This is a genomic window from Nitrosomonas cryotolerans ATCC 49181 (genome assembly GCF_900143275.1).
Classification (GTDB): Bacteria; Pseudomonadota; Gammaproteobacteria; order Burkholderiales; family Nitrosomonadaceae; genus Nitrosomonas; species Nitrosomonas cryotolerans.
The window spans coordinates 2,203,573-2,216,783 of sequence record NZ_FSRO01000001.1 but is presented as its reverse complement, the minus strand read 5'-3'; the positions used below and the strand labels follow the sequence as shown (position 1 = coordinate 2,216,783).

At 41.2% G+C, this 13,211-nt stretch carries 12 protein-coding genes and 1 pseudogene; 7 read left to right on the top strand and 6 right to left on the bottom strand.

All coding sequences use genetic code 11. The features are described 5' to 3' along the window. The first annotated feature begins 266 nt into the window (after nt 1–266). Complete coding sequence (locus BUQ89_RS09890; RefSeq protein WP_028461802.1) at nt 267–1,622, top strand: DUF3422 family protein; 1,356 nt, start codon at nt 267–269, stop codon at nt 1,620–1,622. A gap of 112 nt (nt 1,623–1,734) precedes the next feature. Here BUQ89_RS09890 and BUQ89_RS09885 read toward each other — a convergent pair whose 3' ends face one another. After that, nucleotides 1,735–3,114: an L-serine ammonia-lyase gene (locus BUQ89_RS09885; RefSeq protein ID WP_028461803.1), complete on the bottom strand. Its 1,380-nt coding sequence runs from the start codon at nt 3,112–3,114 to the stop codon at nt 1,735–1,737. A gap of 421 nt (nt 3,115–3,535) precedes the next feature. Here BUQ89_RS09885 and BUQ89_RS09880 point away from each other — a divergent pair. After that, nucleotides 3,536–3,807: pseudogene (locus tag BUQ89_RS09880) on the top strand (transposase); the annotation flags it as partial. Between the two features lie 79 nt (nt 3,808–3,886). Here BUQ89_RS09880 and BUQ89_RS09875 read toward each other — a convergent pair. The 3 genes from BUQ89_RS09875 to fur all read right to left on the bottom strand — a co-directional run bounded on the left by BUQ89_RS09875 (nt 3,887) and on the right by fur (nt 6,747). Then, complete coding sequence (locus BUQ89_RS09875) at nt 3,887–4,153, bottom strand: hypothetical protein (protein WP_028461804.1); 267 nt, start codon at nt 4,151–4,153, stop codon at nt 3,887–3,889. Between the two features lie 412 nt (nt 4,154–4,565). Beyond that, entirely contained in the window at nt 4,566–5,816 is a 1,251-nt protein-coding gene (locus BUQ89_RS09870; RefSeq protein ID WP_051537621.1) for a lytic murein transglycosylase, read from the bottom strand. Nucleotides 5,817–6,300: 484 nt separating this feature from the next. Beyond that, nucleotides 6,301–6,747 carry a ferric iron uptake transcriptional regulator gene (gene fur, locus BUQ89_RS09865; RefSeq protein WP_028461805.1) on the bottom strand — a complete coding sequence of 149 codons (447 nt, stop codon included), beginning with the start codon at nt 6,745–6,747 and terminating at the stop codon, nt 6,301–6,303. 80 nt (nt 6,748–6,827) lie between these two features. Between fur and BUQ89_RS09860 the strand changes: the two genes are divergently transcribed. From BUQ89_RS09860 to BUQ89_RS09850, 3 genes are all read left to right on the top strand, one after another. Beyond that, a complete protein-coding gene (locus BUQ89_RS09860) occupies nt 6,828–7,226 on the top strand; it encodes an outer membrane protein assembly factor BamE (RefSeq protein ID WP_036573290.1) in 399 nt (132 codons plus the stop codon). A 124-nt stretch (nt 7,227–7,350) separates the two neighbouring features. Continuing rightward, the gene (gene dapB, locus BUQ89_RS09855) at nt 7,351–8,157 is read left to right on the top strand and encodes a 4-hydroxy-tetrahydrodipicolinate reductase (RefSeq protein WP_028461806.1); all 807 of its coding nucleotides are present in this window, start codon (nt 7,351–7,353) and stop codon (nt 8,155–8,157) included. Nucleotides 8,158–8,234: 77 nt separating this feature from the next. Beyond that, nucleotides 8,235–9,056, top strand: coding sequence for a symmetrical bis(5'-nucleosyl)-tetraphosphatase (locus BUQ89_RS09850; protein WP_028461807.1), 822 nt, complete (start codon nt 8,235–8,237; stop codon nt 9,054–9,056). Here BUQ89_RS09850 and BUQ89_RS09845 read toward each other — a convergent pair. Both BUQ89_RS09845 and BUQ89_RS09840 read right to left on the bottom strand, forming a co-directional pair. Next, entirely contained in the window at nt 8,989–9,804 is an 816-nt protein-coding gene (locus BUQ89_RS09845) for a lysophospholipid acyltransferase family protein (protein WP_036573300.1), read from the bottom strand. The genes BUQ89_RS09850 and BUQ89_RS09845 overlap by 68 nt on opposite strands. 364 nt (nt 9,805–10,168) lie before the next feature. Beyond that, a complete protein-coding gene (locus tag BUQ89_RS09840) occupies nt 10,169–10,447 on the bottom strand; it encodes an MTH1187 family thiamine-binding protein (protein ID WP_028461809.1) in 279 nt (92 codons plus the stop codon). A gap of 805 nt (nt 10,448–11,252) precedes the next feature. Here BUQ89_RS09840 and BUQ89_RS09835 point away from each other — a divergent pair. Together BUQ89_RS09835 and BUQ89_RS09830 are read left to right on the top strand one after the other, a co-directional pair. After that, entirely contained in the window at nt 11,253–11,723 is a 471-nt protein-coding gene (locus BUQ89_RS09835) for a hypothetical protein (RefSeq protein ID WP_028461810.1), read from the top strand. 588 nt (nt 11,724–12,311) lie between these two features. Beyond that, nucleotides 12,312–12,968, top strand: coding sequence for a hypothetical protein (locus BUQ89_RS09830; RefSeq protein ID WP_028461811.1), 657 nt, complete (start codon nt 12,312–12,314; stop codon nt 12,966–12,968). The last annotated feature ends 243 nt before the right edge of the window (nt 12,969–13,211 follow it).

The window sequence follows — 13,211 nt, the reverse complement described above, 5'->3', positions numbered from 1 at the left end:
CGCTAGGAATCCCCTTCGTTTAGGAAGGGGAGGATGTCAATAGAACAGATAACTTCTATTAACGATCGCTGTATTAAACGTGATTTCTGTAATAATATTTATATACTCTTATCTGATTAATTAGGAGTTTGTATTTATCCAAAAGTAAAAGAAAGTATTCATGAGCCAGGATATCGAAGTAAAAAAGCCTGTATAAAAGCTTATGGATAGTCTACTGGTCCTCTGTTTTCTTCGTATATTTATATTAAATAGTTTTAGGTATATTTATGAATTTTTTAACTCATGTATCAAAGCACACCACTGAAGAGAGTGATTCTTTAGGAAAAAAATGGCTGGATATTCCCGAATATGAGGAAAGACATAATTTACATGGTGAGCTTAATGGGATCAGTTATGAACTGATCACTTTACCTGTGCAGCTTTCTCATCTGGTTTTGCTATCAGATCGTCAGTGGATTGACCAGGAGAGGGAGCTTGTCGCACAGTTAGCTGAGCGTTATGATATCACTCCCCCGAATATACACGATAACGATTTCAGCGCAGATTTTGGAAAATTTCGTCTCAGGTGGGAACGTCATACCGAATATTCTACTTATACAGTTTATTATGCCGGACGATTTGAAGTTCCCTTTGAAAAGCCAGCTATCATGCATGTGCCGAGTGAATGGTTAGCCAGTTTGCCAGGCAAAATACTGGTAGGTACCCATATCGCACTAGATGATCGGTCGCATCCTAAACTTAGTTTAAATGAACTTGCGAGTTTATTTTCTTCCGGTACAGTTATTGGTTCTAAAGTGGCTGGAGGCAGTGCCAGCGCGTGGAGCGATAATCAAATCCATAGTGATGGTTTTAGACGGATACTGATTCACGATGAGAACTTGCGTAGTCGACAGGTTGGACGATTGGTACAGCGTCTGCTGGAAATTGAAACTTATCGCATGCTGGCTATGCTGCCATTACCTAAGATGCGTCAGATGATTCCACAACTAGCCCGCGCTGACCAACGTTTGGCCACATTGACTGCTAATAGTATTGAAATGACGGGTATAGATAAAGAACAAGGGTTGCTGGATGAATTAACTAAACTGGCGGCTGAAATTGAAGATTTATCAGCACGAACAAGCCATCGGTTTAATGCATCTCGAACCTACTATAATATTGTCAAATTACGAATTACCGAATTACGTGAAGAGCGTATCGAAGGTCTACAGATGCTACAGGAATTCATGATACAACGTTTATCATCCGCTATGGGTACCTGTGAATTAGTATATGCTAAATTAGAAATTTTATCCTTGCGTGTATCGCGTGCATCAGCATTACTAAGAACTCGCGTTGAAATTTCCATGGAAGCACAAATTCGTGATTTGTTAAGATCTATGGATAATCGGGTTCATATGCAATTACACTTGCAAGAGACAGTTGAAGGTTTGTCTGTAGTTGTGCTGACTTATTATCTATTAGGTATCGTGGGTTATGGACTTAAAGCAGGTAAGGCTGCTGGCTTGAATATCAATGTTGAACTATTGACAGGCATCGCTATTCCCGTTGTCATAATCGGCGTTTTTTTCGCTGTGAGAAATTTACGCCGTTTAATAAGTAGACTGTATCATGGCAAATAATATCGCCATGATGAAATCCCATATGCGCATAATAAGGCGTGGATCCGTTTATTCTCTAAATTAAAGACAAAGAAATTCGCTGCTTTATTTTTCTATTTCAAGCATCAGCTTTCTAACATTCCGTTATGCTAACAGCCAAACCACCTAGTGATGTTTCCTTATATTTGACTGACATTTCCAAGCCTGTCTGTTTCATGGCTGCGACACAATTATCCAGTGACATAAAATGTCGGCCATCGCCCCTGAGTGCTAAAGAAGCTGCTGTATATGCTTTTATTGCACCAAAGCCATTGCGTTCAATGCATGGTACCTGAACCAGGCTCCCAACCGGATCACAGGTCATACCAAGATGATGTTCCAATGCTATTTCTGCCGCATTTTCAACTTGTTCAGTTGTACCGCCTTTGATGGCACATAAACCAGCTGCTGCCATGGCTGAAGCAGAGCCGACCTCACCCTGACATCCGACCTCAGCGCCTGAAATTGAACTCCGATGTTTGATCAGCCCACCGATAGCGCCAGCAACCAGCAGGAAATCTCGAATTTGCTCAGCATTTATCTTTTCGTGCTTCACAGCATAATAAATGATCGCGGGTATTACCCCGGCAGCCCCATTTGTCGGCGCGGTAACGACCATATGGCCTGCGGCGTTTTCTTCATTCACTGCCATGGCATAAGCACATAACCAGTCATTAAGGTTCGCTTTTTCTGGACTATCCTGTAATTGTTTATATAGGGATTGGGCGCGTCGTGGAATATTCAGCCCGCCGGGTAATCGTCCCTCAGCTATCAAGCCATGTTCGATACAGGTATGCATTGCGTGCCAGATAGCATCCAGCCCATTATTTAGATCATTTTCCGATATATGTTCCATTTCATTATGGCGCTTCATAGATGCAATGGATAGCCCGCTTTTAGCAGACATATGCATCATAGAATTAGCAGAATCGAATGGATAGCCGCATGAATTTGTTAATTCTACTTTAAGTGGCGCAACGAGCTGATCAATTTCAGAAATTGTGGTGATAAAACCGCCGCCGATAGAAAAATAAATTTCTGTTAAAAGTTGATTGCCTGATTGATCAATCAGTTCAAGAATAATGCCATTTGGATGCTCCGGTAGTGGATCGCCGCGATCAAAAATAATGTCATGAGAAGGATTAAATCGAATCAAAGTGGTATCGCTTAATTTGACTGTATCACAATTCCAAAGCTGGTGGACTAGCTCATTAACATCTTGATCAGCAAGCCCTTGCGGTGTGAAATCGTGTATGCCTAGTAATATTGCTCGGTCAGTCGCATGACCTTTGCCGGTAAAGGCGAGCGATCCTCTTAAAGTACACCGAATCTGTAAAGGAAGTTTAGCCGTATGAGATGACATGAAGGTTTGAATGCGCTGGCGAAAATCTCTGGCTGCAACCATGGGCCCCATAGTATGAGAACTTGATGGGCCAATTCCGATTTTGAAAAGATCAAGGACGCTAATAAACATTAAGGTAACCTGTAGAATTCAATATAAAATAGAGGTGTCAGTCTGGCTAAACAAAGGAATCAGTAAAATGGTAGAAGACCAGAAGCTATCTAATAATACATAAAGTACGTTAATGGCAGAATTTGAGTCATGAAAGATCAGATCAATTCTTAATTAATTTAGAGGTATAAAAAATAAATTATTGCCCACCTAGATGATGGCATACTCCTAATCATATACTACAAATAGTATATTATCTGTTTTTTATATATTCGGCCAATTTCTGATTGGCTTTTATTTTAAATTTGAAAGTAGCAGATAAATGAAATGAATTTCAGGTATTTTTTTCCTGAATAATATAGTTACGAGATGAAAAATATGAGGCGCTTATAAAAACGAAAGGGGCTTATATGACACATTCACATTGCAGGCAATAATATGCATGTCAGGCGAAGTATGGGCGCTATTTGAGATTCATTTGCCTGGTTGTCAAGGCGTTTGGAGAGCTGACTAGAGATAGCCGCTAGTTCATTAAGCCGCTTTCTGGATTACACGCCCGGGCGCACCGTGGCGGGATTTGCCGCCGGATTATGGGGATTGGAGCAATACAATACGCGCCACCGTTTTATCCGTTGGCACGACAAGAGCATCTGGGAAAAACTACTGGAAATCTTGATTGACGATCCGGATTACGAGTGGCTTATGATTGACGCGCATCGCTCTCTGAGCAAATGCTTCATGATTACATTGTCCAATTTCTTAGCTTGATTTTCATATTAATATACGTTGTGCATTAAATCGATAGATGATGTTTTAATCCTGGAAATAGATGCTCGTGTATCTCCTGTAATTTATTGATTTCTAATATAACAGGGTAGGAAAAACCATTTCTATTACGACCCTTTTCAACAATAACCAGCTTTTCCATATATTCGTAAAACTCTTCATAACCCCAGTGTAATTTAATTTTTTCTGCTGTATTTTTGTGATATCTATCAAGATGAGACTCATTCTCACCTAAGTAACTTCTAAATTCTTTAATTGTATTTTTTAAGGTCATATGGGCTTTTCCAATTTATTGTTAAAAATAATAAGAGATCTCTACAAAACCCCCAATAATTGAAAATTTAATTTTTGATAATCAATAATCAATAATCAATAATCAATAATCTAGAAATTCTTGCGAGGATTTTTGTAAAGGTCTCTATTGATATGTCGGCATATGAGGATAATACTTGAGTATTTTCTTCATTATTTTTTATCGGAATGCGCTAAAAGTGCTTGCTTGAAAAGCGGAGATGGATAGCGCAGGTGCCGCAGTGTTTCTCTTGTAGTACGATGTTTGAGCAGGTCAACTGTTTTCGTGCAGGCACGATTACAAGCTGGCTAAGTATTGATGACGCATCACTTGCGCTGGCGCGATCTTGAGATTTGAGAATTCGTATATGGCTGAAATCCTTTGCTCACATAACCTAATCAATGCCGGAATGAATACGAAGTTGATTTATTGCCGCTTCTCGAATAGCCGCCAATAACTCAGCATCAATATGACCATCTGCAATACGTTGAGTATAATGCTGGAAGTGGCTTAGTGCATTCCGGGTAACGGGGCCCAAGACACCGTCGGCTTCACCGACATCAATACCCAGTTTGGCTAGGTCCTGCTGAAGCTGGCGTACTTGTTCGCGAGTCAGCCTTAAATCATTGATGGGTGGAGCACGATGCAATCCCTGCCCGCCAGTAATTCGGTCGGCCAGATGTCCGACGGTTAATGCGTATAGTTCGGAGCGATTCCAGCCCATAATCACATTGAAGTTTTTATAAACAAGAAAGGCAGGGCCTTGATGACTGGCAGGGACTAATAATGATGCTTCTTGATCCTGTGGCAACAATCTTGTCCCAGATGTCGTTGTTACACCGTTTGCTGTCCACTCAGCCAGGCTGAGAATCTGATCTCTTCCAGCCAGTGTATAATCAAAAGAAGGGGGCAGTTTTACTTCTTGACCCCAGCTTAATCCGGGTATCCAACCAAGCTGTTGTAAAAAGAATCCTGCTGATGTGAGTGCATCCGGGATGCTGCCCCATAAATCACGACGGCCATCGCTATCGCCATCACGGGCGTAGCGTAGATAGGTTGATGGCATGAATTGCATGTGACCCATTGCGCCGGCCCAGGAACCCAACATGCGTTCTGCTGAAATATCCCCTGCATCAATGATACGTAGCGCATCGATTAACTGGTCTGTGAAAAAGATACTACGCCGTTGATCACAGGCGAGAGTGGCTAATGAATCCAGCACGGGCATATTTCCAGAATAGCTGCCATAGTTTGTTTCCAATCCCCAGAATGCGATTAAATATTGTGCTGGTACGCCCGTTCTTTGTTGTATTTGCTCTAGTAACTGTCGATGTTTTTCCAGCAGTACCTCGCCACGTCTGATACGTTCTTCACTGATTCTGGAATTGAAATAATCGGCAAATGTTTGAGTAAATTCGGGCTGGCGTCGATCTAACTTGATAACCTGCTGTACATGTTTGACTTTGCCCAATATCTGGTTAACTGTTGCAGCTGAAATGCTCTGCGTTCGTGCTTTCGCCTGCAGTTTGGAAACGCAATCAATGAACGGTGTGTTATTTGCTTGAATCGGGTTGGAGAAGGTTGCGCCAAAAAACAGGGTAATACCTAAGAGTAGGCTGTAACCCGGTATTCCGTTTCGAGGCATCGGTTGATTGATTTTAATATGGAATCTAAAACAGCAAAGATAAAAATAGAAATTTAACATATTCTTTAAATGTCGTTTCAGAATCAATACAATGATGAATATTCAAATGCATACGCCCAGCTTGGCAGGTTGTCGATGCCCATATTTCCGTTTCAGGTATATTTCCAACTGATTTAGACGGTACCGGAATAATTGAATATTACTCTGACTGCTTATTGTAGCGCGGAAAGTATAATAAGAAGTGGGCTTATTGGGGAATGATGATCATAACCAGATTAAAAATACTCATAAAAATCTTAATTAAACAAACGTGGATATACGGATGCTATCTTTATATACTATTAAGCAAAACGGTACGCCGTTTACTTTACGATTTAGCCCATAGTCGAATCAAATTAGACTAACTTATTCTAACAAATAAGCTGTTGAATACGTTATTGTTGTGATTTTGACAGGTAAATATCAGTAATATCCTGTTGTTCTGCTATTTTCTTTTCCTGTATGGGCAAGGTGATTTAATACAATCTGCATAAAGAGATAAAGAATGTTCCTGAAGTTTAAAGCCACGGTCTTTAGCGATCTTAAGCTGACGCTTTTCAATCTCCACATCATAAAATTCTTCTACGCGCCCACATTGCAGACATACTAGATGATCGTGGTGTCCATCATTATTTAGCTCAAATACGGCTTTACCGCTTTCAAAATGATGACGCTCTAATAAACCTGCCTGTTCAAATTGTGTGAGTACCCGATAGACTGTAGCTAAACCAATATCTTCGCCCTCATTAATTAATTCTTTGTAAACATCCTCAGCTGACAAGTGTCGTACCGAGCTATTTTCAAATAAATTAAGTATTTTAAGTCGCGGTAGGGTAGTTTTGAGACCGATCGCTTTAAGATCTATACTTTTCAGATTATCTGGGTTAGTCATGATTGTGTCTGTCCGGTAAAATTGTTTACTGTATCATATATAGTGTTGGATCTATTTTGGAAACACTTAATATCAATAAAATGGTTGTATATATAATCACGCTGCTTGTCCTGCTACAACTTGGAAGCTGTTCAGTTATTCCTCCTTTGCTGTACAGAATTGACGTGCAACAGGGAAATGTAGTGACTCATGACATGGTGAAGAAACTCAAGCCGGGTATGACCAAGTCGCAAGTCCGCTTTGTCCTCGGCTCGCCGCTGATTGTCGATACTTTTCGTGATAATCGTTGGGATTACGTATATCTTCGCCAAGAAAAGGGAGAGCTTATTGAACAACAGCGACTCACGATATTCTTCGAGGAAGAAAAGTTAACACATATTGAGAACCACTTATTACCTTCGACCATTTCTACTGAAGCCGAATCCATAAAATCTGATCCTAGACAAGAAGCCGCCCGGCCTGAAGGGGGTGATAATTAAAATGCCAATCAGATGTATGGACAAGATACCGTAATTAGTTTCATTTTGTGGTGTTATATTCTGTCTCATTTTAAATGATGGTTTTTTTCTTTTTCAATATTCGATCAATTTCTGTAGGGATCAAATGGTAACTCAAAAAATTGCTATTGCTGGAAGCGCGGGACGCATGGGGCGTGCGCTGCTAGAGGCCGTCACGCAAGCCTCTGATATGCGGCTATCTGTCGCACTGGAACGAACAGACAGTTCCTGTTTGAATAAGGACGCAGGAGAATTAATTGGCAAAACCTGCGGTACTCATGTTGTGTGTGATTTTACCTCTGCTCTTGTCGGGTGTGATGTATTGATTGATTTTACTCGCCCCGAAGGAACGTTAGCACATCTTGCTGCCTGCCGCGCGGCAGGTGTAAAAATGGTGATTGGCACAACAGGTTTTACATCAGAGGAGAAAGCAGCGCTCAAAGCGGCATCGCAAGAAATTGCCATAGTTTTTGCACCCAATATGAGCGTGGGTGTCAACGTTACATTTAAACTGCTGGAACTTGCTGCAAGTGTGTTGAATGAGGGATACGATATTGAGATTATTGAGGCACACCATCGTCATAAGGTGGACGCGCCCTCTGGCACAGCACTGCGAATGGGTGAGGTCATTGCACAAGCGCTAGACAGAGATCTAAAAAAAGTTGCCGTTTATGGGCGCGAAGGTGTTACAGGAGAACGGCAGTCCGACACCATCGGTTTTGCCACTGTACGAGGCGGGGATATAGTAGGTGATCATACCGCGATGTTTGCTGGGACAGGTGAACGCATTGAAATATCGCATAAAGCAAGTAGTCGAATGACATTTGCTCTGGGTGCATTGCGTGCAGCTCGTTTCTTGGCAGATAAACAGGATGGCCTATTTGATATGCAGGATGTATTGGGTTTACGTTAGTAGTGGCGATGACAGCTAACAGGTCGATTCTGACAAGTTAAATGAGAAGGGCAGCATTCTAAGTGCTTTGATGCAATATGGCTATTTACGCAATCGGTGATTTACAGGGTTGTTATAAGGCGCTGCGGCAGCTTCTTGATCTGATTGGTTTCGATACGAAGCGAGATAAATTATGGTTGGTGGGAGATATTGTTAACCGAGGTCCAGATTCCTTATCTGTATTGCGTTTCGTTAAAGAATTAGAAGATGCCGCCGTGATGGTGTTGGGTAATCACGACATACATTTACTCATGGTTGCTTCAGGTCTGGCTAAATTATCTCCTGGTGATACTTTGCAGCCCATTCTGGCTGCGCCGGATCGAACCATATTACTTAATTGGCTTCGTCACCAAAAATTATTGCATATCGCTGATGACCATGTGATGGTCCATGCTGGACTATTGCCAACCTGGAGCGTGGCTCAGGCTGCACGATTGGCGCAAGAAGTTGAAACGACTTTGCGTAAAGAAAATTTCCAGGAAGCGCTCTTGCAGCTTTATGGCAATCAACCCGATTATTGGGATGATGACTGGGATGGCTTTGTCCGTCTGCGAGTCATTGTTAATGCGATGACCCGGATGCGCGTTTGTACAGCTGAAGGAAAGATGGATTTTTCTTATAAAGGGACTGAAAAAGCGATTCCAACTGGCTACCTGCCTTGGTTCGAAATTCCGAATCGCGTCAGTAAGAAGGCGACTATTATATGTGGTCACTGGTCAGCATTGGGTCTAAAAGTTAAGGATAATCTGATTGCGCTGGATACGGGCTGTTTGTGGGGGGGTAGTTTGACGGCTATTCGGCTGGAAGACCGGAAAATTTTCCAGGTTCCTTGTGAGAAACCGGCAGTGATAATGCGTTAGCAATGGCCTGTTCGGTAAGACGGGCTAATTCGCGTCGATTTTTTCCACTACTGACGATGGGATCAATAAAAACCAATTCAGTATCGATTCTGGTTTGGCCCAGTATTTGTCGTAGTGAAGAAAATAAGGAAGGGTTAATATATGCCGCTTCTTGGCTGATTTCACCTGTTACATTCCGATAACAGATGGCAATGGGATAGAGCAGAACATCATCGGCTACCGCGGATTGGAATAATGACGCGTGAAAATGCCGTAATACTGTGCCATCACTGGTTGTGCCTTCAGGAAAGATTGCCACGCGTTCTCCTGTCATGAGTACATCATTAATGTGCCGGTTCATGCGTAGCGTATCACTGCGTTTTGCCCGTTCAATAAATAATGTTCCTACCTTTCGGCTTAGAAAACCAAACACAGGCCAGTTACGAATCTCAGCCTTGGCCACGAAACGGGTGGGACAGGCCGCCATTAATACACAAATATCCAGCCAGGAAACATGATTAGCGGCAAATATAACCTGCTGTTCTCTAACAGTGGGTGGCTTACCTTTGCAATGTAATTTGATGTTAAGGATAGCCAGTAATCCAGCAGCCCAGTTCTGCATCAGACGCCTCTGCGTGGATTGTGAAAAGTGTGGATAAACTACGGACTGGATCAGTCCGGAAACGATATGTAAGAATAAACGGGCAAGGCGGATAACTTGCACTGTCAAACGGGTGGTGTTGCGTATCGTATTATAGTGTATAGCCATTTGATTCTAAATTAAAGCTGAATAGTGAAAATCGCATTATTTTACCGGGTAGATATCGAGCAGGGGGCATGATAAATGAGTAAACATGGTCTTTCTGAGGTCGGTTATAGCTTATTTATGACTATAAAGACTTATTAAACCGTATCGGTCAGTAACTGGCAAGTGCGTATGCCTGAAAGATGCACATATACAAGCTGTCTCATAGGTGAATACGGTCAAGGTTTGCATCTCAGATCCGGATAAGAGCGTTCAAAAAATAATGGTTAGCTGAAATTAAGATTGAGCGACTGTATAAAAAAATAGAACTGATTACGTTTAGATTCTCCTGAAAGAAACCTTCAAATAAATCGCAATCGCAGTGAATCTATAACTGTTTATCAGCTAGAGTGGGTGTCTTATCAATACGTGTTTCCAGTTTTATGTAACTAATCAAACGCACGCTGCCTTCTTTGTGCAGTGTTTCATGTATTTTTTCAATTACAGTGAGTATCACCTTTAATTCCCCTTGAATATTGGTGCCTGTAGCATGTGTTTTCACCAGAATCTGATGATTCCGCAGCAGCTCAATGACACGGGCAATCTCTTTTCTGACAGAAACACCGCTGCCGAGGGGAATCACTTGTAATTCTACGATTGCTTGCATGAGGCTGTCCTTGCGCTGTTAATCAAACATTAATTGAGCCATGATTATCTGTTAATTACAAGCTCTTCTGCGTGAAATAAATTGCTTGAGGATTGATAAAGAGCATTTCAGCAAAATAGCAACGTTCTACAATACGGGCCACTAATATTGAAGTGGCTTCCAGAAAAGGGCGCCACGGCCAGTGATAAATGGAGCGTCATCTAGGTTATGGTCGACAAAACCTTGCTGAATCCAGTATTGTAGCTGCTGCATTGCGAAAATGGCCGGGTACTGTTAAATGATACCTGTGCTGATTTGGTGGGTTTCTCGATCAATCATGTCTGCACTTGCTGACTGTATATGGGTGAAAATGCACAGGCGAAGCATTCACACATAGCAGGTGATTTTGCCAAATATTACCTGGCATTCAACCGCTTGGCCCGCATGCGTACAAATTTGTAATATCCTGATTTAAAATTGTTTTGTTTTTTGTCTTAGTCGCAGCCAACGAACATTACTGTTGTGAGCGGTATGATTATTAGGCTAATAGTCATTTTCTTATTAATTAACCAACATGACTTCTAGAATAGAAAGCACTGTTGAAGCTACTCCGGCGACTAAGCTATTTCATTTGAGATTCGATGATTATCGCCCCCGGTGTGCCTGTTGATGACTTCTTTACTAAACGGCCATAATCACATCAAATTAAATCCGCGAATCATTAATGAGTGGAATTATGCCTAAATGGCATAGGTAAGTATGCGCTATTCGGGTTGATTGATGCCAAGTAGTCTTTTTCAATGTGGGAATCCATAAGGAGTAATTCATGAAATGGCTTGCAGGAATGATCTTCTTGATACTGCTGGCAGTATCCGCGAGATTCAGAAAATTTACTGGAATGGTTATTTTGGTCGGTATGGCAAGTGCTTTTCTATTTTGGCAGTATCAAGAATATGAAAAGATGCAATCCAAGGAAAGAATTCTGCCATCGGATCTGTTTCTTGAGGATGTATCATTAAAATCATCGATCGATGGTTATGACATGGTTGGTCGCATCATCAATCACTCAAATAAATATACGCTAACGGGCGTGCAACTAAAATTGACCTTTAGAGACTGCATAATAGACAATAAAAGTGATTGCATCATTGCTTCAGAAGAAAACGAATACATATATATCAATATCCCACCAAAACAAGCCAGAGATTTTAGAAAGCGTGTTTATTTATATTCTGATTTAAATATAAAGGGAGGATTGATCTTGGATTATTCAATCATATATGCCGAAACAGAATAGCGTGAGACCTTTGCAAAACCCCAATAATTGAAAACCTCTGGCGAGGGCTTTTGCAAAAGTCTCTAATCATTAAATTCAATTATCAGTAGCGGGAATCGTAAGTTTCCCAGGTTTCAATGTTGGTCAGCGAACACGCAAAGGTGGTTTCTTGAATCAGATTGAATTTCTGATTACTTGCAGCATTGATAAATTGAATCCGCGCACTTAAAAATCTTGTCCAGCCCGAGATAACCAGTTATGCAGCGGTCTTTTTATTAGTCGATGCCGTTTGAAGCCTCTATTTTATTGTGACTATAATAGGGGATTTGCTTATTTACTTATCCTGATTTGTGACCTAATATCATTGCCAATTATTAAGTCATTGATTTTCACATAAATTATTCTGAAAGTTTAACAGCATGAGACCTTTGCAAAGCCCCAGCAGATGAAAAATTAACCCTTTATAATCAATAGTAAAAACTTCTGGCGAGGACTTTTGCAAAAGTCTCAGCATTCTTATATTAAGAGATCTTTGCAAAATCCCAATAGTCGAAAACTTCTGGCAAAGGCTTTTGCAAAAGTCTCATTAATTCTGAGGATTTGAATCATATGGCAAGAATAGACCCGGAATTCAGGAGATTGCTTGAGAACTATAACTTAGATGATCTAGAAGCACACTCTGGACCCATTTACGGTGTATGGAAAAATTTTATTCTGGCCTATCTCAATCCGGGTTGGTATCGATTCTCTCAGGAGAATGGGGGGGAGCCTATGATATCTGCTGAATGGGATTTGGGAAGATCAATTCTGGACTGTATGCCGGGTGAGATGAAACTGTTTTATAAAAGTAAATTGAATGACTGCTTAAACTCCCATAGGGCTTGGGACTATGAGTTTGAATGCTCAAGTGATATTTTTTATCGACGTTATCATCAGATTGTCCATCCGTTAGGAAATCGAGAAGGACTCCTGATTATCAATTCTCTCGTAATCGAACGATATCATACCCTCGAAGATAGACCCGTGAGAGCGGCCGATAGATCGCTTTATACAGATAAGAATGGCATGATTAATCAATGTGCTTACTGTCGCAGAGTAAAAAGTATACAGGAAGTTGAGTGCTGGGATTGGGTTCCTGAATGGGTAAAACAGTGTCCAAAAAATACGACGCATACCTTTTGTTCAACTTGTTTTGGTTTTTATTTTCCAAAATCTATGACCATTTCCAGCAGCAACGGTCAGGCTCAAGGAAATAGACCAGGCTAGAGGTTGCGCGCTCATCTTGTCGAGCTGCTACGAACACGATTACTCGATAACGATTACGAAAAATGGCAACACCATGAGAGGCCTTTGCAAAACCCCAATAATTGAAAAATTAATCCTTTAAAGACCGCTGCATAACTGGTTATCTCGGGCTGGGCAAGATTTTTAAGTGTTTGATTTATCGATGCTGAAAGTAATCAGAAAAGCTCGAAAACACAGTTATGCAGCGGTCTTCTTTATAATCAA